Source organism: Puerhibacterium sp. TATVAM-FAB25 (assembly GCF_046535855.1).
GTDB lineage: Bacteria > Actinomycetota > Actinomycetes > Actinomycetales > Cellulomonadaceae > Puerhibacterium > Puerhibacterium variabilis_A.
In genome coordinates this window covers 36,784-56,812 of sequence record NZ_JAXUAK010000002.1, presented here as the reverse complement: position 1 = coordinate 56,812, position 20,029 = coordinate 36,784, and the positions used below count along the sequence as shown (strand labels likewise).

The following is a 20,029-nucleotide window of genomic DNA, read 5'->3' as shown; positions in this document are numbered from 1 at the left end:
GGGGCCGCTCAGGAGGACGGTTCGTTGGTCGCTCGGTAGGCGCCCCGGGAACGTCGAGGGACGCCGGCCTGGTCGAGCGCCCGTCGCACAGCCGTCTGCGTACGTCCGGTGAGCACTGCGAGCTTCCGTAGGGAGCGCCCAGCCTGATACTGCTCAGCGACGAAGGCGAGTAGGGCAGGCCGTTGCTCGGGCGTCGACTTGACGACGTTGGTGCCAGCGAACTGCGGCAGCACCTTGAGCGTGGGGCGACCCGGGTAGGCCATGGCCGAAGTCTGCCCGGCGCCGGAGGCGAGCGGTGCCTTGTCAGGCGACTCCCCGCATGAAGGTCCCGATGCGTGAAGCCGATGTTCAGGCAGCGTTCGTCGCCACAACTGCTCGAACGCGGGTGGGACGTCACCACGGAGAACGCTGACTACCCGACGTGGTCGGCCAGCGCGGCGTCGAGCGGATCGTTGCCGAGGTGAAGGGCTACACCACCAGGCCGGGCCTGGACGTCGACACGCTCTACGGCCAGCTGCTTCGACGGATGGCGAGCCGCGACGAGGAGACCCGCTTCGCCGCCGTCGTGCCACCGTCCATGGCGGCAGCGGCCACCCGCGTGCCGTGGGTCATCCGGGACCTGCTCAGCGTCGACCTCGCGCTCGTGGCCGACGACGGGACTGTCACCTAGGCGGAGGTGCAGTAGCGTCCGATGGCGTTTAGCCGCTACGGCCGGGATGCGACCTCGGTATCCGATCTCCTCGCCGCGGGGAGGTGGACCTTACCAATGGCCCTGTGCTGGGCCATCGAACACTCCCATGCCGTGGCACTGTGGCGCCGGCTGGGCCTCCCCGGCGACGTCGATGGCCTCGAAGTTGCACTCAAGGTGGCGACCAGTTGGGTCGCACCGACCTCGAGCTCCGCACCGCGTCGGTGGCCGTGGTGGTCGAGGCGAAAAAGACCAGTTGCTGACGCAGCCGACGATCGTGGACGCCGAACGCGCCAGCAAGGCGCTGACCGCCCCGGCGACTGACTTCACGGGGGCGTCCGCGCGCCTAGGCGCGAGAGGTCGCTCATCGCGCTGTCGACCTCGTGCGGGACGGCGGCCATCGGATCAGCGCCATCCACCGGGCCCGGTATGCTGACAGCGGCTGATGCACCAGCCGCTCTCCGAGCCGGAACGCTCCCCACGCGGGCACCCCGGCGACGAGGACAAGGGTCCGATGCGACTCGTGCACCTTTCCTGATGGTCGGTGAATCCCTGCTGGCCGCGGGCGTGGGCTGTGGCCGGAATCGGAGATCGCATGACCAAGAACAGGGGCCTGAAGGACAAGATCCGGGCCTATATGAGCGCTCACGGCGTGAACTACACGACGGCCCGCCGCGCCGTGCTCGCCGGCGCAGCCGCCGTTCCGCCGGCCGCCCCCCCGAAGCCGCCGTTCGCGGCAGCGTCCGACCAAGGGTGGATCGATGCACCGCCCAGCGCCGATGAGCTCGTGGGCGGAGTGCTCACGGGCCTTCTTGAGGACCTCCTCAACGAGTCCCTGGCGCCCTACGGGATGCCCACGCCGCCGGGTGCGCCATTGCTGCTCCGTGACCCATGGGTGAGCGAGGTCGTTCCCCTGGACTGGTCTCTCTCGCTCCACCACGTGGACTCCTACGACGGAGGGGAGCTGGCGAACGCCACCATGCGAGCGGAGGTTGTCCTGACCGGAGAGCTCGACCTCGCGGACGCGCTCGCCGCCGAAGCCGATGGGCTCGCGCGGCGCCAGCCGCCGGGCGACACAGGGTCGGAGGTCACGGTGGTGCTGACTTCCGCCCACGAGCTGGAGGTGGAAGCTGCGGTGCTGTACGAGACCGTGGCCGAGATCGCCGATCTCCAAGAAGTTCTGTCCCGGCGGTGGGTCACCGAGTAGGGCCCGGGCGGGGACGGCTCAGCGCGTCCCCGCCCTCGGTCGGCACCCGGGAGGCGCCGGAATCTGCTACGCCGCGCAGCCTTCGACTGCGCACGGCCGCGGCGTCGACCGTCGGCCAGCGGGCTTGTGGGCGTCCCACACTGCTGCCATGTCCAGTTGTTCGCTCGCCTCCTTCATCGCCCGGTAGGCGTTGTCGGAGAACCGTGGGATGCGCTGGGAGTCGAAGACGAAGACGTGGCAGGCGCCTGGGTCCTGGTCGATGCCTAGATGTCGCCGGAGTGCAGTGCTCCGGGGCCCCGTCAGACCGACCTTCGCTGCGAGGTCGCTGGCGGAGAGGTAGAACTTGCGCGCGAGATCAACCTCGCGGATCGCGGCAGCGGGTGACGACTCGTCGGAGACGTATCTGACCGGCGCGCCCGCCTTCTTGGTGAAGTGCACGGTCAGGGTGACGCCGGAGCCCCTGACGCGCGTGGCGACCTTGTCGAGGCGGGGGAACACCTCGGTGCGCGATTGGCCGGCCTTGATGCCCTTCTCGACGCGGTCGACGTCCTTCGACGACACCTGGGTCTCTGGCTCGACGTGGGCCTCCATCGCCAGCAACGTGCGGATGCGCGCCCGCGCCTCGTGGCTGGCTCGCCGGCCTGGCGCGAGCAGGGTGGCGACCTGCGTGTACTCCTCGTCGATGAGGATGGCAAGGTCGCGGGGCGGGTCGACGGAGAGAGGAAGCACGCGGGAGGGGAGGTGGTCTGCGAGGTGTTCCCCGAAGACGCGCTGCAGGAGATCGTCGACGAGCGTGATGCCGGCCCGGGCGTGAAGGTAGAGCAACTGCTCGCTCACCTCGTTGAACCAGTGCTGCTCGTCATCCCTCATGGCGTCGATGGCGCGCAGGGTGCCCGCCTCGGCATCGGTGAGCCGGATCGTGGGGTGATTGAGCGCCTGCCGGATACAGGCCTCGAAGCCGATGGACCGTCCGAGCTGCTTGTCGAAGACGCGGACGCCGTTCTGCACGAGTGCGGCCTTCAGGAGCATCTCGAAGCAGTGCTGAAGGCTGAGCAGCACCTGGGTGACCCGACCCTCGTCCACCGGTGAGTTGAACGCCGTCGTAGCGACCGTCAGCGACGAAAGCGCCTTCCGGCGAAGGACCCGAGCTTCCTGCTTGAGCTTCACACACTCCCCTAGACGTCCAGTGCCGCTCCACCGCGACAGCCTGCCATCGGATGATTCTTCGCGGTCCGCGGCTCAGTGCTGGTCGGCCCCTTTGGTGGCCGTCTTGGGGCCGGTGTAGCCGATCGCCGCGAGGTGCTGTTCCAGCACCTCGTACAACGCGTGTTCCTCACGCGGGATCAGGTGGTGACTGGAGCCGTTTGGTCTCCGCACGCGGTAGTGGATCTTGCCCGTCTCGCCGGTGTGTCTCCAGGTGACCTCAAGGAGCGGCTGCGACAGCTTCGGCATGGCGTCATGGTGTCAGACCTGGCCGTGTCGGGATCCCCGCTCGCGGTCGACACCCGGTCGCCGGTCCGGTGGGCGTACCAGGCAGCCCGCACAAAGTGCAGTAGCGTCGGAAGCATGGCGCCTGTACTGCCAGCCCGACAGACCAGCGTGCGGGTGCCACGGGAGGCAATCGACGCGCTCGACCGCGCGGCGGCCGAAGCTGAGAAGTCGCGCGACGCAACCATGCGGGATCTCTTGGCGAACTACATCCGGGTCCAGAGCGCTCGCGCCCCCGACGAGCGCCTCACACACTTGACCACCGTGCTTCGACTTCCGCGCGTGCGTCCCGGGCGGAACCGCGAGGACCCCCGCCGGCACCTCCGGCTCCGGGTCGCGGACACGCTCAAGATCGCCGCCCTTGAGCACGCATTCCTGCTCCCCGGCCAGTCACCCCGCCACGGGCACCATGACTACGCCGGTCGCCCCCTCACCGATATCGTGATGACCGCAATCGAGCTAGCTGAGCCCATACGCCTCCCGGGGCTCGACGGCCTGCCGCGCATGCTGCCGCAGCGCACGGCGCTCGGGCTGTGGCGCCTCACGGTGGCGGCGACGCTGACTCCAGCGGAGCGGCGCGCGATTTGGGGCAGCGAAGTTGCCGACCTGGTATCGATCCTCACTGAAGAAGACGTCGCTTGGCATCACCCGTGGCGCTTCGAGGTCGCCGAACACCTGCTGCGCCGGATCTACGACCAGCCCAGAACGGACGTGGTCGAGAACGTGGACATGCTCTACGACCAGACCGAGGCGTTCGTGGACCTGCTCGCAGCAGTGCGCCGCGCTGACTTCTCCACCGCCTGGCTCACCGACGGCCTCCCGCACCGCCAGTCGAACGTCGACGGACGCGGCGGTGCCGCCGTCTGGCGGGCCAAGCGCAACGTTTCCCTAGAGGCGCTGGGCGGGTGGGCTACGACCCCCAAGGCAAGCGGGGAGGTGAACATCGTGCCGCCCGGCTGGAACCTCAAGCTCCCGTTGGATTGGCGGATTCACGCGTTCGGTCACCTTGAGCCCGTCCCCGCCCCGCTGCTGGCACATGCCGCCGGCGGCCGAGTAGCGACGCTGGCTTGGCGGTCCCGGACCGCGTACTGGCCGCTCGACGTGCACGGCGACCCGATCCCGGGCTTCGCCGCGGTCGTTCAGGGTGGTGAACGGCTAACTCCGGAGCGGCTTCTCGAGACCGTTCTCCACCAGCTGGACTACCCGCATGTCGGCGTTCCAGCCCCCGTTGCTCACGCGCTCGGCTTCATCACCGAGCAGGAGCGCGACAACCTGATGGCGATGGCCAACAAGCTGAACGAGGAGCGCGTCGCCAGCACGCTGAAGTGGGCCGAGCGCCGGCTCGAGAACGACGAGTATGTCGAGATGTTGGCGGCCGCCTCGGACCTCAAGCGCTTCGAGCGGCTTGCGCGGAGGCATCACCTGCGGTTCGTCGCCCGCCGGGCCCAGTGGATCTGGGAGATGGGCTCTGTTCCGCAGGCTCTCGAGGAAGGGCACAGCGCAGATCGGGTTGCCTTTCTGACCGAGGCGATGAGCCGCATCACCACGCGCATCCTTGAGGCCGACATGGAGTTCGCCTCAAAGAAGGCGTTCTTCCTGGGCGCGACCACGCCCACCGACAGCGACCTGTGACATTGACCGTAGACCGAACCTTCTGTGAGGGATGCAAGGTCGTCCAGAACGAGATTTACCACCCTCTACGGGCCTCGAGGTACGCCGGCAGGACTGTCGCGCGAGTCGTCAGACCCAGGAAGGGGTGAAGGGATCGAGCGGCATGACTGGCAGGAGTGAACGAGATGGAGGACGCGAGGGGTTGGCTGACCACCGGCTGCGCGGGCGTCATCGGGGTAGGCGCCACTGTTGGCGCCGCCCCATGGTGGGTCGCCGTTGTCGCGCTCACCGTCGGCTGTGGGCCGCAGGTCCGGGCGACCTTAGAGACCGTCAGCAACATCGCCTGGCAGTGGAAGCATCCTAACTGCGGCTGCCACACCAACGGCGGGCACCGGCCGGGTTCGGCGAGTGGACCCGGTGTGGCAGCAAACCCGAAATCGGGTCCCGGTGGGGCGGGCGCCGTGGGGGTAGCACTGCCCCCGCGAGCCCTCCAGAAGACGCCGAGCCCTGAAGGAACTGTGGCCTCCGGCGCCCGACGCCGCCGCAAGCCTCACGTGTTCTTCCGTTGTCGACGGGCCCGTGGGGACTCACCGTCGTAGGCGGCAGCGCTGCGCTGGGTCATCGGCCTCCCGTTGGTCCGCGGGGCGCGCGTGACCCGGGTGCCCCGCGGTGCCGGCCACGTACGCAGCGGCGCGAAGCCGGTGTCCTCCGTCGCCGGGGCGCGCCGCATCTTTGCGGCCGCAGACTCGGTGTGCTCCTGGCCCGATTGGTAGTAGCGGGTGTTGACGACGTCGAGGCTGTCCCACCCGCCGACGGCCATCAGCTGGCCGGGGGTGAGCTCCGCCCAGTCGATCATGTCGCGCGCGAACCGGTGGCGCAGCGAGTGCCACGTCAGGTCCATCTGTGTCACTGGGACGAGGTCCTTTCGGCCGTTGCGCAGGGTGCGCAGTTCCGGCACGACGGTGTGGCTCCAGCCGGCGGCAACCGCGGCCTTGACGAGGAGCTCGTTGAGCGCGCCGGGCCACCACATCCCACCCTCCGGGGCGGGGAACAGCAGTGCCTCGGGATTGGTGCCGGCGGCCTGCTCCGCCTTTGCCTCCGTAATGCGGCGGCGCAGCGCCGTGCCCAGCGGGTAACCGGAGCGGGTGACGTCCGCCACCGGCACGCGGCGGCGCTTGCCGGTCTTGGGCAGGGCGCGGCGGGTCGGGCCCGTGTGCCACTGCCAGTCCACCCGGACCCACAGGCCGTCCGCCAGCTCCTCGAAGTCGTAGGCGGTCAGCTGGAACTGCTCGCCGATCCGTAGCCCGGTGGCGGGGGCGCACTGCACGGCGAGCTCTCCCCACCGGGCCAGGTGCTGCAGCTCGGTGGCGAAGCGGTCGATTGCGGGGTGGCCGGCGCAGTCGACGTCGGCGACGAAGTTGTCGGACTGGCCGTGCATCCGGGCGGTACGCACCCGCGCCGGGCGCGGCTCGGGCTGGGCGAACCGGGGGGCCACGTCCCGGGCGTGCCACTCCGGCAGCAGCGCCAGCTGGGCGTCGGAGATGGCGCCCTGCTCGTGCAGCCAGCGCAGGAACATCCGCACCTGGCTGGTCAGCTGCTTGACCATCGTGTGGGTGCCGCACGCGCTGCGCAGGTGGTCGACCGCGGCCCGGTCTAGCGCACCCACCGGGGTCGTCTCCAGGTCCTGGACGGCCCGGGTGAGGTTCCGCCGGACCGTCGTGTGGTGGTTGGTGCTCCAGTCGCGGCCGGTGAGGTAGCCGTGCTTGTCCCGGTGCCGCCCGCGGGCGGTGGCGACGTACGCGGCGACCAGGTCGCCCAGGGTGCGCGACGTGGCGTCGGCGACGCCGGAGAGCCAGGCGTCGAGCTCCTTGGCTCGCTGCAGCGCCTTACTGAGCTTGGCGCCGCCGCTGGGGTAGTGACGCTTGCCGTTGGCGTCGGTGTACACCAGGCGGTAGTAGGGCTTGGCCGCGGTCGGCTCGAGCAGCCTGACGTGCTCGCCGACCGGGACGCCGGGGGTGCGGGTGGCCATGGCGGTCACGCCCCCATCGCCGCGGCGCGCAGCGCGGCCAGCTCGGCCCGGGCGGCGGCCTCCTGGTCGTCCTCGGTCGGGACGGGCGTCGGGACGGGCGCCGGCCGCACGGTGGGAATCCGGCGGGCCGGGCCCGGGCGGGTCGCCGGCACCGCCGTGGCGGGCCCAGCCGTGGGCACATCGGTCGGAGCAGGGGCGGTGGCGGGGGCGGTGCCGGAGAGGCCGGTCAGGTAGGCCAGGACCTGCTCGCGCAGCCAGTACGACCGGGCCTTGGGCGAGGCGGTGAGCCGGATGGGGGCCGGGAAGCCGGGGCGGGCGACCACGGCGCGGGTGGCGCGGGCCTGAAGCCGCAGGGCCAGGGCGAGGTGCTCGATGGTCCAGATCGGGTCGGCCAGGTCGGCCGGGGGCAGGGGAGCGGTGCGGGCGTTCATGACCCGGAACGTCCGGAGCCGTCCGGGGGCGGCAATCGCCGCACGCCCCGGGGCCGGTGCCACAGGACGGGGCGGAAGTTGTGGCAAAACGTGTGGCACCCCCGCCGCCACGAGGGCGACGGGGGTGCCGTCTGCGCAGGTCAGAGCCTCACGGTCGCGGCCGTGGGCGCCAGCTGTCAGATGTCGTAGTACAGCTCGAACTCGTGCGGCGTCGGGCGCAGGCGGACCGGGTCCACCTCGTTGCGACGCTTGTAGTCGATCCAGGTCGCGATGAGGTCCTCGGAGAACACGTCGCCCTGCGTGAGGAACTCGTGGTCGGCCTCGAGGTTGTCGAGCACCGCGTCGAGCGAGGCCGGGACCTGCGCGATCTGGGCGTGCTCCTCGGGGGGCAGCTCGTAGAGGTCCTTGTCGATCGGCGCGGCCGGCTCGATGCGGTTCTTGATGCCGTCGATGCCGGCGAGCAGCTGCGCCGAGAAGGCCAGGTACGGGTTGGCCGACGGGTCCGGCACGCGGAACTCGACGCGCTTGGCCTTCGGGGACGAGCCCGTGACCGGGATGCGGATGCAGGCCGAGCGGTTGCGGGCCGAGTAGACCAGGTTGACCGGGGCCTCGTAGCCCGGCACCAGGCGGCGGTACGAGTTCACCGACGGGTTGGTGAAGGCCAGCAGCGACGGGGCGTGCTTGAGCAGGCCGCCGATGTACCAGCGAGCGACGTCCGACAGGCCGCCGTAGCCCTTCTCGTCGTAGAACAGCGGGTCGCCGTTCTGCCACAGCGACTGGTGCGAGTGCATGCCCGAGCCGTTGTCACCGAAGATGGGCTTCGGCATGAACGTGACCGACTTGCCCGCGTTGAACGCGACGTTGCGGATGACGTACTTGAACTTCATCAGGTCGTCGGCCGCGTGCAGCAGCGTGTTGAAGCGGTAGTTGATCTCCTGCTGGCCGGCGGTGCCCACCTCGTGGTGCGCGCGCTCGACGTCGAGGCCGACCTGGCCCAGCACGTCGACCATGTCGTCGCGCAGGTCCGCGAAGCGGTCCGACGGCGAGACGGGGAAGTAGCCGCCCTTGTAGCGGGTCTTGTAGCCGAGGTTGCCACCCTCCTCCTCGCGGCCGGTGTTCCACGCGGCCTCGACGGAGTCGATCGAGTAGTAGCTCTCGTGCTGGTTGGTGATGAACTTGACGTCGTCGAAGACGTAGAACTCCGCCTCCGGGGCGAAGAACGCGGTGTCCGCGATGCCGGTGGAGGCGAGGTAGGCCTCGGCCTTGGCGGCGATGGTGCGCGGGTCGCGCGAGTAGGGCTCGTCCGTGAACGGGTCCACGATCGAGAAGTTCATGACCAGCGTCTTGCGCTTGCGGAACGGGTCGATGAAGGCCGTCTTGACGTCCGGGACGAGCTTCATGTCGGACTCGTGGATGGCCTGGAAGCCGCGGATCGACGAGCCGTCGAACATCAGGCCGTCGGTGAACGAGTCCGCACCGAACTGCGACACCGGGATGTTGAAGTGCTGCCAGACGCCCGGCAGGTCCACGAACCGGACATCGATGAACTCCACCCCTTCGTTGCGGGTGAAGGCGATGGCCTCCTCGGCGTTGTTGAACATCCATGCGCTCCTTGGTCGTCCGGGGCCGGTCAGTCGGCTGCGACGAACGTAGGCGCGCGGGGTTACCCGGCGGTGCCGGGAATGTTTCCGCCGTGTTACCGGCGGCGCCCGCAGGTGAAGATCCGCGGCACGGGGCCGCGCCGCGCCGTCGGTAAGGCGGCCGACCGGCGGACGCCGCCGTCCGTCATGCGAGACGGCGGCGGGGGCGCCCCTGACGCGCCTAGCCTGGGGGGATGGCATCGCGCGAGGACATCGGTTCGTGGCTCGACGGCGGGGCGACGCCCGGCGGGGGCGGCGACGACCGGCTCGGGCTGCCGCGCGAGGGCAGCGGCTCGATGGCCTCGCTCGGGCGGCGCGTCGTCGCGCTGGCGGTCGACTGGGCGATCGCGCTGGCGATCTCCGCCCTGGTGCCGGGCGGCAACGACTTCGTGCCCCTGCTCGTGCTCGCGGCCATGAACATCGTGCTGGTCGGCTCCGTCGGCTACACCATCGGCCACCGGCTGCTGGGGCTGCAGGTCCGCGTGCTGGGCGCGCCGGGCACCGGGACGGTCGAGGGCGCGTTCGTGGGCTTTTGGCGCTCGGCGGTGCGCACCGTGTTGCTGTGCCTGGTGATCCCCGCGGTGGTCTGGGACGGCGACGGCCGCGGCCTGCACGACCGCGCCGCCGGCACGGTGATCACCCGCCGCTGATCACCCGCCGCTGATCACTCGCCGCAGGGACGGCGGAGGGCCGGCACGCGTGCAGCGTGCCGGCCCTCCGCCGTCGTGCCGACTCCGGTCAGCGACCGCGCATCCCCTTGCGGTCGGGGCGGGCCCGGAACGGGTCGACGCCCTTGGGGATGGGCAGCTTGTTGGTGGTCAGGGCCTTGAGGCGCTTGCCCACCTCGGCCGCCTCGGGGCGTGTCAGCTTGGGGCGCAGGCGGGTGACCGCGCGGGCCACCTTGGTCAGCGGCACCTGGCCCTCCTCGTTGCCCACCTGGATGAGGGTGATCGGCACGTTCGGCACCACGCGGGCGACGCGCCGGCGCTCGTCCTCCAGCAGGCGGGTCACGCGGTGCGCCGGGCCCTCGGAGACGAGCACGACGCCCGGACGCCCGACGCCGCGGAAGACGAAGTCCTGGGTGCGCGGGTTGACCGCGACCGGCTCGTCGTCGAACGTCCACCCGCCGCGGACGGTGCCGAGCGCGGCGCGCGCGGCGCCCGGCTGGCCCTCGATCTGGGTGTAGGCGGCGCGCTCGGCGCGGCGGGTGAGGGTGAACATGCCGGCCAGGAACGCGAACGGCAGCGCCACGAGCGTCACGTAGACCGGGTGGCCGATGAGCAGGCCGACGATCAGGCCCACCAGCAGGACGGCGACGAAGACGCCGAGGATCAGCCAGGTGACCGAGGGGTCCTGGCGCCGCGTCATCTGGTACGCGGCCCAGACCTGGTGGTACCAGCGCTGCTTCTTCGGCTTCTTCGGCGTGGTGGCGTCCGGGGACGCGTTCGAGGTGCGGGCCATGGTCACCGATTCTAGTGGGCTTTCGGGCGGCCGAGCGGGGACGGCGCAGGACCGGTCGGCGGGGCTGCCGGGTGGCTGTCGGGTGGCTGTCGGGCGGCTCAGCGGGCGAGCAGGCTCGCCGCCTCCTGGCGCGACGTCGTCGGCTCGGCGAGGTGTGCCAGCGCGGGCGGGATCGGGATGCCGCGCTTCGTCATGGCCTGGCCCCACAGGCGGCCGGCGCGGTAGGAGGACCGCACGAGCGGGCCGGCCATGACGCCGAGGAACCCGATCTCCTCGGCCGCCTGCGACAGCTCGACGAACTCCTCCGGGCGCACCCAGCGGTCCACCGGGTGGTGGCGCAGCGAGGGGCGCAGGTACTGGGTGATCGTCACGAGGTCGCAGCCGGCCTCGTGCAGGTCGCGCAGGGCGTCGACGGCCTCGTCGAGCGTCTCGCCCATGCCGAGGATGAGGTTGGACTTGGTGACCAGGCCCGCCTCGCGCGCCCGGGTGAGCACCGACAGCGAGCGCTCGTACCGGAAGCCCGGGCGGATCTGCCGGAAGATCCGCGGCACGGTCTCGAGGTTGTGCGCGAGCACCTCGGGGCGCGAGCCGTTGACCTCGTCGAGCAGCTCGGGCACGGCGTTGAAGTCGGGGATGAGCAGCTCGACGCCGGTGCCCGGGTTGAGGGCGTGGATCTGCCGCACGGTCTCGGCGTAGAGCCAGGCGCCGCCGTCGGCCAGGTCGTCGCGCGCGACGCCGGTGACGGTCGAGTACCGCAGCCCCATCGCCCGCACCGACTCCGCGACGCGACGCGGCTCGTCGGCGTCGAACGCCGCCGGCTTGCCCGTGTCGATCTGGCAGAAGTCGCAGCGCCGCGTGCACTGGTCGCCGCCGATGAGGAACGTGGCCTCGCGGTCCTCCCAGCACTCGAAGATGTTGGGGCAGCCGGCCTCCTCGCACACCGTGTGCAGGCCCTCGGCGCGCACGAGCCCCTTGAGGTCGCGGTACTCGGGGCCCATCACCGCCCGCGTCTTGATCCACTCGGGCTTCTTCTCGATCGGCGTGGCGGCGTTGCGGGCCTCGACGCGCAGCATGCGGCGGCCCTCGGGTGCGATCGTCACGGTGTTCCCCTGCGTCCCCTCGGTCGTCTCGGGGCGGGAGCGGTCCCCACCCGCGCGGACGCGCTCACCCTACGACGGCCGCCGCCTGCGGCGACGCGTCGCCCGCGGCGGCGGGCGTGACCTCGCTCACCAGGGGCGCCAGGTGGCGCTGCAGGGCGTCGGCCAGCAGCGGGCGCACCTCGGCGACGGAGACGTCGCGGCCGAGCTCGACGCTGAGCGAGGTGACGTCGGCGTCGTCGATGCCGCACGGCACGATCCGGCCGAACGCGCCCAGGTCGGGGTCGCAGTTGAGCGCGAGCCCGTGCATGGTGACGCCGCGGGCCACCCGCGCGCCGATGGCGCAGACCTTCCGCTCGCGCCGGGCGGCGTCGGCCGGGAGCCACACGCCGCTGCGGCCCTCGACCCGGACCGTCGCGACGCCGAGGCGGGCGCACACGTCCATGACGGCCGCCTCGAGCGTGCGCACGTACTCCACGACGTCGACGGGGGAGACGAGCCGTGCGATCGGGTAGGCGACGAGCTGGCCGGGGCCGTGCCAGGTGATCTTGCCGCCGCGGTCCACGTCCACCACGGGCGTGCCGTCGGTGGGGTACTCGTCCCGGCGGGTGCGGCGCCCGGCGGTGTACACGCCCGCGTGCTCGAGCAGGTAGGCGACCGGCCCGCGGTCCCCGGCGCTCACCGCGGCGTGGGTGCGGCGCTGCAGCGCCCAGCCCTCGTGGTACTCGACGTGCCCGGCCAGGTGCTCGATCGTCATCGTCCCCACGAGCACAGAGGCTAGACCCCGTCGGCCCCGACGCCGCCGGTCCCGGCCCCGCCGGTCCCGGCCCCGTCGACCTCGGCGCCGTCGGCTCCGTCCTCGGCGTCGCCGCGCCGGGCGTCGAGCATGGCCAGCAGCGCCGCGCGCAGCTGGAGGCGCTGGGCGTCGTCGAGCCCCCGCGTGACGATGCGGTCCGCCGGCGCCAGCCGCGCCGCCTGGAGCGCCACCTCCCGGCCCGCCGCGGTCACCACCACCGACCGGCGCCGGCGGTCGGCGGGGTCGTCCGCGCGCTCCACGTAGCCCTGGCGCTCCAGCCGGGCCACGACCCGGCTCATCGTCTGCTCGCGCACGTTCGACGCCGCCGCCAGCTCCCGCTGGGTGCGCGGGCCGGCCAGCAGGTGCAGCAGCACCGGGAACGCCGCGTGGTTGAGGTCCCAGGCCCCCAGATAGGCGTTCCACTCCTGCTCGACCCGGTGCGCGACCGCGAACAGCAGCCGGCCCAGCGGCCACTGCGCGGGGTCGGTCGAGACGGGGTCGGGCACCGCCCCGCCGGGGAACGTCTCGTCCACTTGCCGGTCCTCCTGACCTCTCCAATAATACTCAGCATGCTGAGGAATTCCCGGGGCCTCTGGTCGGGCCTGCTCATCCTGGCAGCCCTCGTCGCCTGGTTGGCGGTCGGGGCGGTCGGCGGCCCCGCGCAGGGCCGGCTCGCGTCCGTCCAGACCAACGACGCCGCGGCGTTCCTGCCGTCCGACGCGGAGTCCACCCGCGCGGCGGCCGCGGCGGCGGGGTTCGACGACGGCGAGTCGCTGCCCGCCCTCGTCGTCGTGGAGTCCGAGGGCGGCGCGGAGCTCGACGCCGACGCCCGGCGAGCCGTGCAGGCGTTCGCCGCCGGGCTGGCCGACGCGCCGCTCGAGGGCGCGGGCGACGAGGGCCCGGCGACCGTGGGCGAGCTGCTCGTGGAGGACCCCGTGGCCGTGCCGTCCGAGGACGGCCAGGCGGCGCTCGTCGTCGTGCCGCTCGACGCCGAGAGGTCCGGCGAGCGCGTCGGCCCGGAGGAGGAGCGCCTCGGCAGCCTCGCCGTCGCCGCCCTGCGCGAGCTCGCCGCGGCACCGGCCGAGGACGGTGGCCTCGCCGGGACCGGGGCGCAGGCGTGGGTCAGCGGCCCTGCCGGCTTCGTCGCCGACCTGTCCACGGCGTTCGGGGGCATCGACACCCTGCTGCTGCTCGTCGCGCTCGGCGCGGTGCTGGTCATCCTCGCGCTCGTCTACCGATCGCCGGTGCTGCCGTTCCTCGTCATCCTCACCGCCGTGCTGGCGCTCGCCCTGGCGGGGCTCGTGGTCTACCTCCTCGCCGACGCCGGGGTGCTGGTGCTCAACGGCCAGTCGCAGGGGATCCTCTCCATCCTCGTCGTGGGCGCCGCCGTGGACTACTCGCTGCTCGTGGTCGCCCGCTACCGCGAGGAGCTGCGCCGCGTGGCGGACCCGCGCACCGCCGTCTGGCGCGCCTGGCGCGCGTCCTTCGAGCCGATCGTGGCCAGCGCCGCCACCGTCGCGGCGGGGCTGCTGTGCCTGCTGCTGTCCGACCTGTCCTCGAACCGCAGCCTCGGGCCCGTGGCCGCGATCGGCATCGCGGCCGCCCTGCTCGCCGCGCTGACCTTGCTGCCCGCGCTGCTCGTGATCGCCGGGCGGCGCTCGCGGGCGCTGTTCTGGCCGCGGATGCCGCGCTACGTCGCGCCGGTCGGCGACCCGGGCGGTGCCGCGGGTGCCGCGGCGCCGGCGGGCGCGGTCGACGAGGTGGAGGGGCACCGCCTGTGGTCGCGCGTGGCCCGCACGGTGGGCCGCCGCGACCGGGTGGTCTGGGTGGCCTGCACGGTGGCGCTCGCGGGTGCCGCGGCGTTCGTGCCCACGTTCGACGCCGAGGGCACGAGCGAGGCCGACGTCTTCCTCGGCCAGGTCGACTCGGTCGACGGCGAGGAGGCGCTGCAGCGCCACTTCGCCGGGGTCTCGGCCCAGCCCGCCGTCGTGGTGGCGCCGGAGGCCGACCTCGACGCGGTCGTCGCCGCAGCGGAGGGCACCGACGGGGTCTCCGCCGTGACGCCGGTGGCCGAGGAGCCGGCCGCGGCGCCGGGCGCGCCCGCGCAGGGGCCGCCGCGCGTCGTCGACGGCACCGTGCGCGTGGACGTGACCACCACCGCGCCGTCCGACTCCCAGGAGGCCGTGCGCACGGTCGAGGCGCTGCGCGAGGCGGTGCACGCCGCGGCGCCGGACGCGCTGGTCGGGGGAGCGGCCGCCGAGCGGCTCGACACCCAGCTGGCCGGGCAGCGCGACCTGCGGGTCATCGTGCCGGCGGTGCTGGCCGTCATCCTGCTGATCCTCGTGGCGCTGCTGCGCTCGGTCGTGGCGGCCGTGCTGCTGGTCGCGGCGAACGTGCTGTCCTTCGGCGCCACGCTGGGCGTCGCCGCGCTCGTGTTCGACCAAGTGCTCGGCTTCCCGGGCGCGGACCCCGCCGTGCCGCTCTACGGGTTCTGCTTCCTCGTGGCGCTGGGCGTCGACTACTCGATCTTCCTCATGAGCCGCGTGCGGGAGGAGGCCGGGATCGTGGGACCGCGCCCCGGCGTGCTGCGCGGGCTGGCGATCACCGGGTCGGTCATCACCTCGGCGGGCGTGGTCCTCGCGGCCACGTTCGCGGCCCTGGGCGTCATCCCGCTGCTGTTCCTCGCGCAGCTCGCCTTCATCGTCGCGTTCGGCGTGCTGCTGGACACGCTCGTGGTGCGCAGCCTGCTCGTGCCGGCGCTGGCCCACGACCTCGGCCGCGTCGTCTGGTGGCCCGGGCGGCTCGCGCGGCGGTCCGAGGCCGAGGCCTGACGGCGCCGGCCGGGACCGGCACCCCGGCGGGCGCCTGACACGATGGGGCCCATGACAGCGCTACGGATCGCGATCGTGGGGTACGGAGGAGCGGGGCGGGGCATCCACTCCCGCCTGGTGCGGGAGGCGGGCCACACGGTGGCCGCCGTGGTGACGCGGGACCTGGGCCGGCGCCAGCAGGCGGCGTCCGACTGGCCCGGCGTCCGGTTCCACGACGACCTGCTGGCCCTGGTCGCCGCCCGCGGCACGTACGACGTCGTGGTGGTGACGAGCCCGACGGCGCTGCACGCCGAGCACGGCGCGGCGCTGGCCCGTGCGGGCGTCCCGTTCGTGCTCGACAAGCCGATCGGGGTGGACGCGCACGAGGCGCGCGCCGTCGTCGCCGAGGCCGCGGCCACCGGCACGCCGTTCACCGTGTTCCACAACCGGCGCTGGGACCCCGAGCAGCTGACCCTCGAGGCGCTGCTGCGCGGCGGCGGGCTGGGGGAGGTGCACACCTTCGAACGCCGCTGGGAGCGCTGGCGCCCGCGCCCGCAGCAGCGGTGGAAGGAGAACGACCCGGCCGGCGGCGGCCTGCTGCTCGATCTCGGCCCGCACCTGGTGGACTCCGCCACCCGGCTGTTCGGCCGCGTCACCAGCGTGTGGGCGCAGACCCGCCGGCTCACCACGCCGACCGAGGACGACGTGTTCCTGGTCCTGACCCACGCCCCGGGCGGCGGCGTGGCGGCGTCCGGGCGCGAGGTGGTCTCCCGCCTGTGGGCCGGGTCCGTGGTCGGCGCGCCCGGGCCGCGCACCCGCGTGCTCGGCGGCGCCGGGGCGTACGTCGTGACCACGTTCGAGCAGGACGCCTCGCCGTTCGAGCTCTTCGACGCCGAGGCGCCCGAGGGCACGCTCGGCTGGCTGACGCACGGGCGCGAGCGCGAGGCGGTGCCGCAGGCGCCCGGGGGCCACGCCGACTTCTACCGCGCGCTCGGGGCGTGGCTGCGGGGCGACGGCGAGGTCCCCGTCGACCCGGCCGACGCCGTGCGCACCGCCGAGGTGCTCGATGCCGCCCGCGTGGCGGCGAGGGAGAAGCGCACGGTCGCCGTCTGACGCGCGCCGCCGGCGCCCCGCCGCCCACGGGCCCGCCCGGCCCGGGCCTGTGGACGACGGGCCACGCGGTCGCGCGCGGCGGTGTCGAATGGGCGGCATGACCCCTCTCGACCCCGGCGCGCAGCACGAGCCGGCCGGCCCGGGCGGCACGCCGGACGGCGCCCTGGCGGCGCTGCCGGGCGTCGTGGTGGTGCCCGTGCCGGTGGACGCGACCGCCCGCGCCGTGCTCGTTGCGCGGGTCGAGGCACTCGTGGGGCTCGAGCACCCGCACCTGGTGGCGGTGCGCGACGCGGCCGCCGTGCGCCCCGGCGCCCTCGACGTGCGCTACGCCCGCGGTGACGCCGCCGACCTGCCCACCGTCCTGGCCGCCCGCGGTCGGCTCACCGCTGCGGAGTCGGCGGGGGTGCTCGTCGCGGTGGCGCAGGCGCTCGCCGCGCTGCACTCCGCCGGGATCGCGCACGGCCCCCTCGCAGCCGGGGACGTCGTGGTCCGGCCCGACGGCGTCGCCGCGCTGCGCCCGCGGGCCGCGCTCCCGCCCGAGGGCTGGTCGCCCGCCGACGACGTGCGTGCCCTCGCCGCCGCGGTCGGCGACCGTGCCGGCGCGGCGGACGACGCCGAGGCGCTGCGCGCGGCGCTGCGGGCCGCCCGGCACGAGGACCCGCACCTGCGGCCCGAGGCGGGCACCCTGGCCGCCCGGGTGCACGAGGCTTGCCCGCCGGCCCCGCTGCGGCTGCCCGACCCGGCCACCCTCGTCGCCGCCGCGCTCACCGAGGCGCGGGCCGCTGCCCGCGGGCCCGCACCCGCGCCGGCGCGGCGACGCCCGCGGCGGGCCGCCACCCGGCGTGCCGCCACCCGGCGTGCCGCCACCCGGCGTGCGCCGCGTGCCGGTGCCCGGCCCTCCCGGGCGGGGAGCCGTCGCCTGCGGCTGCCGGTGGCGCTCGGGGGCGCGGCGCTGGTCGCGGGCGTGCTGACCGGCGCCCTGCTGGAGCTGCGTCCCGGACCGGTGGGGGAGGGCGGGCCGTCGGCGGGGCCGGCGGGGCCGACGGTGTCGTCGGCGCCGCACAGCGCCGACGCGGGTCGTGGCGGCGACCCGGCGCGGGCCGTCGCGGCGGACCCCACCCGGGACGAGGCGCGGCCGGCGGACGCCGCGGCGGCGCTCACGCAGCGCCGGCTCGACCTGCTCGCGGGCGCGGTGGGCGACGTCGGCGCGGTCGCCGCGCCCGGCTCGGACGCGTACGTCGCGGACGCGGCGCTGCGCGACCGGCTCGCCGCCGAGGGGCCGCGTCCGGTGCGGCCGCGCGCGACCGTGCACCGGGCCGAGGTCGTGGCCCCCGGTCCCGGCGCGCACGCCACCGCCGACGCCGCCGACGACGGCGGCGGCACGGGCGCCGACGCGGCCGTGCGCGTCGAGTACGAGGTCGAGGCGCACCAGCAGCGCGGCGCGGACGGGGACGTGACGCAGGTGCCGGCGTCCGAGCGCCGCACCGCCACGCTCGTGCTGCGCTGGACGGCGGCAGGGTGGCGCGTGGCCGCGGTGTCCTGACGGTGCTGCGCGCCGCTGCGACGGCGTCGCGGGGACGACGACGGCGCCCGGCCCCACCAGGGGACCGGGCGCCGTCGTCGTGCGGGCGTCGTGCCGGCGGCCTGAGCCGGGCCGGCGCGGTCAGCCGACCGTCAGAGGCCGACCTCGGACTCGAACGCGCCCTCCTCGATGCGGGCCTTGATGGCCGTGAGGAAGCGGGCGGCGTCCGCGCCGTCGACCAGGCGGTGGTCGTACGACAGGAACAGGTGCGCGAACTGGCGGATCGCGATGACGTCCTCGCCGTCCGGACCGGTCACCACGGCCGGGCGCTTGGTCAGCGTGCCGGTGCCGAGGATGGCGACCTGGCCCACCGGGACGATCGGCGTGTCGATGAGCGCGCCGCCCGAGCCGGTGTTGGTGATGGTGAAGGTGCCGCCCGACAGCTCGTCCGGCGTGACCTTGTTCGCCCGGGTGCGGGCGCCGAGGTCGCCGATCTGCCGCGCGAGGCCGGCCAGGTTCAGGTCGCCGGCGTTCTTGATGACCGGCACCACGAGGCCGCGCTCGGTGTCGACGGCGATGCCGACGTTCTCCGAGCCGTGGTAGGTGACCTCGCCCTTCTCGACGTCGATCGAGGCGTTGATCTTCGGGAACGCCTTGAGCGCCTCGACGGCGGCCAGCGTGTAGAAGGGCAGGAAGGTGAGGTTCGCACCCTCGCGGGCCTTGAACGACTCCTTCGCCTTCGCGCGCAGCCTGGCGACCTTCGTGACGTCGACCTCGACCACCGTGGTGAGCTGGGCCTGCGTCTGCAGGGCCTCGACCATGCGCTCCGCCACGATCTTGCGCAGGCGGGACATCTTCTCGGTGGTGCCGCGCAGCGGCGAGACCGGCGGCACGGTGGAGGCGGTCCTCGGCGCCGCGGGGGCCTCGGCCGGGGCGGCGGCCGGAGCCGGCTGGGCGGCCTTCTCGGCCGCGGCGAGCACGTCCTCCTTGCGGACGCGGCCGCCGACGCCGGTGCCGGTGACCGTCGAGATGTCCACGCCCTTCTCCGCGGCGAGCTTGCGCACGAGCGGGGTCAGGTAGGACTTGCCGGTCTCCTGCTTCGGGGCCTCCTGCGCCGGGGCGGGCTGCGCCGGGGCGGGCTGCGCGGCCGGGGCCGCGGCCTGCTCCTGCGTGCCCTGCTCCTGCGTGCCCTGCTGCTGCGGGGCCTGCTGCTGCGGGGCCTGCGGCTGCTCCGAGGTGTCGGCCGGCTCCGAGGGCGCCGGCGCCTGCTCGGCGGCCGGCTGTTCGGCGGCGGGCTGCTCGGCGGCGGGCTGCACCGCGGCGGGCTGCTCCGTGGGGGCCGGGGCGGCCTCGGCCGGCGCGGCGGCGCCGGAGCCCACGATCGCCAGCACGGCGCCGACCTCGACCGTGTCGTCCTCGTCGACCAGGATCTGCTGCACCGTGCCGGCGACCGGCGACGGGATCTCGGTGTCGACCTTGTCGGTGGAGACCTCGAGCAGGGCCTCGTCGACCTCGACGGTGTCGCCGACCTGCTTGAGCCAGCGCGTCACGGTGCCCTCGGTGACGGACTCGCCGAGCGCGGGGAGCGTGACCTCGGTGCCCTCGCCACCACCGGTCGGGGCGGACTCCGCCTGCGGCGCCGGCTGCTCGCGGGGCTGCTCGGCGGGCGCGGACTCCTGCGACGCCTCCGGGCCGGGGGCGGTCTCGGCGGCCGGCTCCTCCGCCTGGGCGGGGGTCGGCTCGGCCGGGGCCTGCTCGGCGGCGGGCGTGCCGGAGGCGGCTCCGCCGCCGGAGCCGTCGCCGATCACGGCCAGGGTGGCGCCCACCTCGACGGTGTCGTCCTCCTCGACCAGGATCTGCTCGAGCACGCCCGCGATCGGCGAGGGGATCTCGGTGTCGACCTTGTCGGTGGAGACCTCGAGCAGCGGCTCGTCGACCTCGACCGTGTCGCCGACCTGCTTGAGCCAGCGGGTGACGGTGCCCTCGGTGACGGACTCGCCCAGGGCGGGCAGCTGCACGTTCTCAGACATGACCTGTGGGGTCTCCTTCGATCGATCGGTCAGGCGCGGCGGGCCTGGTGCACGCGGGCACTGCGTGTCATCTTGTCACTTCCGGCGACGGCTTCCCATTCAGTCG

18 protein-coding genes are annotated in these 20,029 nt (G+C 73.8%); 7 read left to right on the top strand and 11 right to left on the bottom strand.

Features of this window, described 5'->3' with window-relative positions; genetic code table 11:
- Positions 1 to 8: 8 nt before the first annotated feature.
- Positions 9 to 263: a helix-turn-helix domain-containing protein gene (locus tag U5M74_RS02585; RefSeq protein ID WP_410905881.1), complete on the bottom strand. Its 255-nt coding sequence runs from the start codon at positions 261 to 263 to the stop codon at positions 9 to 11.
- A 158-nt stretch (positions 264 to 421) separates the two neighbouring features.
- Between U5M74_RS02585 and U5M74_RS02580 the strand changes: the two genes are divergently transcribed.
- Both U5M74_RS02580 and U5M74_RS02575 read left to right on the top strand, forming a co-directional pair.
- Positions 422 to 670 carry a hypothetical protein gene (locus tag U5M74_RS02580; RefSeq protein WP_410905879.1) on the top strand — a complete coding sequence of 83 codons (249 nt, stop codon included), beginning with the start codon at positions 422 to 424 and terminating at the stop codon, positions 668 to 670.
- Between the two features lie 613 nt (positions 671 to 1,283).
- A complete protein-coding gene (locus tag U5M74_RS02575) occupies positions 1,284 to 1,895 on the top strand; it encodes a hypothetical protein (RefSeq protein WP_410905877.1) in 612 nt (203 codons plus the stop codon).
- 66 nt (positions 1,896 to 1,961) lie between these two features.
- Here the strand turns inward: U5M74_RS02575 and U5M74_RS02570 are convergent, their stop codons facing one another.
- Together U5M74_RS02570 and U5M74_RS02565 are read right to left on the bottom strand one after the other, a co-directional pair.
- Positions 1,962 to 3,062 (bottom strand): hypothetical protein, encoded by a 1,101-nt coding sequence (locus U5M74_RS02570; RefSeq protein WP_410905875.1) that lies wholly within the window; start codon positions 3,060 to 3,062, stop codon positions 1,962 to 1,964.
- 72 nt (positions 3,063 to 3,134) lie between these two features.
- Entirely contained in the window at positions 3,135 to 3,347 is a 213-nt protein-coding gene (locus U5M74_RS02565; RefSeq protein WP_410905873.1) for a hypothetical protein, read from the bottom strand.
- 114 nt (positions 3,348 to 3,461) lie between these two features.
- On the opposite strand from U5M74_RS02565, the gene U5M74_RS02560 reads away from it, so the two are divergent.
- Positions 3,462 to 5,015, top strand: coding sequence for a ribbon-helix-helix protein, CopG family (locus U5M74_RS02560; RefSeq protein ID WP_410905871.1), 1,554 nt, complete (start codon positions 3,462 to 3,464; stop codon positions 5,013 to 5,015).
- 529 nt (positions 5,016 to 5,544) lie between these two features.
- On the opposite strand, the gene U5M74_RS02555 is transcribed toward U5M74_RS02560, so the two are convergent.
- From U5M74_RS02555 to glnA, 3 genes are all read right to left on the bottom strand, one after another.
- The gene (locus tag U5M74_RS02555) at positions 5,545 to 7,032 is read right to left on the bottom strand and encodes a hypothetical protein (protein WP_410905869.1); all 1,488 of its coding nucleotides are present in this window, start codon (positions 7,030 to 7,032) and stop codon (positions 5,545 to 5,547) included.
- On the bottom strand, positions 7,029 to 7,454 hold the full coding sequence (locus U5M74_RS02550; protein WP_410905867.1) for a hypothetical protein: 426 nt from the start codon (positions 7,452 to 7,454) through the stop codon (positions 7,029 to 7,031). Before U5M74_RS02550 ends, U5M74_RS02555 begins: the two co-directional genes overlap by 4 nt.
- Before the next feature lie 176 nt (positions 7,455 to 7,630).
- On the bottom strand, positions 7,631 to 9,055 hold the full coding sequence (gene glnA / locus U5M74_RS02545) for a type I glutamate--ammonia ligase (RefSeq protein WP_410905865.1): 1,425 nt from the start codon (positions 9,053 to 9,055) through the stop codon (positions 7,631 to 7,633).
- A gap of 233 nt (positions 9,056 to 9,288) precedes the next feature.
- Between glnA and U5M74_RS02540 the strand changes: the two genes are divergently transcribed.
- Positions 9,289 to 9,744, top strand: a complete 456-nt coding sequence (locus U5M74_RS02540) for an RDD family protein (RefSeq protein WP_410905863.1) — start codon at positions 9,289 to 9,291, stop codon at positions 9,742 to 9,744.
- Positions 9,745 to 9,832: 88 nt separating this feature from the next.
- Here the strand turns inward: U5M74_RS02540 and U5M74_RS02535 are convergent, their stop codons facing one another.
- The 4 genes from U5M74_RS02535 to U5M74_RS02520 form a co-directional block, all read right to left on the bottom strand.
- Positions 9,833 to 10,555 (bottom strand): DUF4191 domain-containing protein, encoded by a 723-nt coding sequence (locus U5M74_RS02535; protein WP_410905861.1) that lies wholly within the window; start codon positions 10,553 to 10,555, stop codon positions 9,833 to 9,835.
- A 98-nt stretch (positions 10,556 to 10,653) separates the two neighbouring features.
- On the bottom strand, positions 10,654 to 11,655 hold the full coding sequence (gene lipA, locus U5M74_RS02530) for a lipoyl synthase (RefSeq protein WP_410905859.1): 1,002 nt from the start codon (positions 11,653 to 11,655) through the stop codon (positions 10,654 to 10,656).
- Positions 11,656 to 11,719: 64 nt separating this feature from the next.
- A complete protein-coding gene (gene lipB, locus U5M74_RS02525) occupies positions 11,720 to 12,409 on the bottom strand; it encodes a lipoyl(octanoyl) transferase LipB (RefSeq protein ID WP_410906371.1) in 690 nt (229 codons plus the stop codon).
- 20 nt (positions 12,410 to 12,429) lie between these two features.
- Positions 12,430 to 12,981, bottom strand: a complete 552-nt coding sequence (locus tag U5M74_RS02520) for a MarR family winged helix-turn-helix transcriptional regulator (RefSeq protein WP_410905857.1) — start codon at positions 12,979 to 12,981, stop codon at positions 12,430 to 12,432.
- A 36-nt stretch (positions 12,982 to 13,017) separates the two neighbouring features.
- On the opposite strand from U5M74_RS02520, the gene U5M74_RS02515 reads away from it, so the two are divergent.
- The 3 genes from U5M74_RS02515 to U5M74_RS02505 all read left to right on the top strand — a co-directional run bounded on the left by U5M74_RS02515 (position 13,018) and on the right by U5M74_RS02505 (position 17,914).
- Complete coding sequence (locus U5M74_RS02515) at positions 13,018 to 15,279, top strand: MMPL family transporter (RefSeq protein ID WP_410905855.1); 2,262 nt, start codon at positions 13,018 to 13,020, stop codon at positions 15,277 to 15,279.
- 51 nt (positions 15,280 to 15,330) lie between these two features.
- Complete coding sequence (locus U5M74_RS02510) at positions 15,331 to 16,371, top strand: Gfo/Idh/MocA family protein (RefSeq protein ID WP_410905853.1); 1,041 nt, start codon at positions 15,331 to 15,333, stop codon at positions 16,369 to 16,371.
- A gap of 97 nt (positions 16,372 to 16,468) precedes the next feature.
- Entirely contained in the window at positions 16,469 to 17,914 is a 1,446-nt protein-coding gene (locus U5M74_RS02505) for a hypothetical protein (protein ID WP_410905851.1), read from the top strand.
- A gap of 131 nt (positions 17,915 to 18,045) precedes the next feature.
- On the opposite strand, the gene sucB is transcribed toward U5M74_RS02505, so the two are convergent.
- Positions 18,046 to 19,923, bottom strand: a complete 1,878-nt coding sequence (sucB, locus tag U5M74_RS02500) for a 2-oxoglutarate dehydrogenase, E2 component, dihydrolipoamide succinyltransferase (protein WP_410905849.1) — start codon at positions 19,921 to 19,923, stop codon at positions 18,046 to 18,048.
- Between the last annotated feature and the right edge of the window lie 106 nt (positions 19,924 to 20,029).

What these genes read in the sequence shown, in the direction of transcription:
- U5M74_RS02575 (WP_410905877.1), top strand. Translation starts at nt 1,284, where the DNA reads ATGACCAAGAACAGGGGCCTGAAGGACAAGATCCGGGCCTATATGAGC.
- U5M74_RS02550 (WP_410905867.1), bottom strand. Translation starts at nt 7,454, where the DNA reads ATGAACGCCCGCACCGCTCCCCTGCCCCCGGCCGACCTGGCCGACCCG.
- lipB (WP_410906371.1), bottom strand. Translation starts at nt 12,409, where the DNA reads ATGACGATCGAGCACCTGGCCGGGCACGTCGAGTACCACGAGGGCTGG.
- U5M74_RS02585 (WP_410905881.1), bottom strand. Translation starts at nt 263, where the DNA reads ATGGCCTACCCGGGTCGCCCCACGCTCAAGGTGCTGCCGCAGTTCGCT.
- U5M74_RS02535 (WP_410905861.1), bottom strand. Translation starts at nt 10,555, where the DNA reads ATGGCCCGCACCTCGAACGCGTCCCCGGACGCCACCACGCCGAAGAAG.
- sucB (WP_410905849.1), bottom strand. Translation starts at nt 19,923, where the DNA reads ATGTCTGAGAACGTGCAGCTGCCCGCCCTGGGCGAGTCCGTCACCGAG.
- U5M74_RS02510 (WP_410905853.1), top strand. Translation starts at nt 15,331, where the DNA reads ATGACAGCGCTACGGATCGCGATCGTGGGGTACGGAGGAGCGGGGCGG.
- U5M74_RS02540 (WP_410905863.1), top strand. Translation starts at nt 9,289, where the DNA reads ATGGCATCGCGCGAGGACATCGGTTCGTGGCTCGACGGCGGGGCGACG.
- glnA (WP_410905865.1), bottom strand. Translation starts at nt 9,055, where the DNA reads ATGTTCAACAACGCCGAGGAGGCCATCGCCTTCACCCGCAACGAAGGG.
- U5M74_RS02505 (WP_410905851.1), top strand. Translation starts at nt 16,469, where the DNA reads ATGACCCCTCTCGACCCCGGCGCGCAGCACGAGCCGGCCGGCCCGGGC.
- U5M74_RS02515 (WP_410905855.1), top strand. Translation starts at nt 13,018, where the DNA reads ATGCTGAGGAATTCCCGGGGCCTCTGGTCGGGCCTGCTCATCCTGGCA.
- U5M74_RS02565 (WP_410905873.1), bottom strand. Translation starts at nt 3,347, where the DNA reads ATGCCGAAGCTGTCGCAGCCGCTCCTTGAGGTCACCTGGAGACACACC.
- U5M74_RS02560 (WP_410905871.1), top strand. Translation starts at nt 3,462, where the DNA reads ATGGCGCCTGTACTGCCAGCCCGACAGACCAGCGTGCGGGTGCCACGG.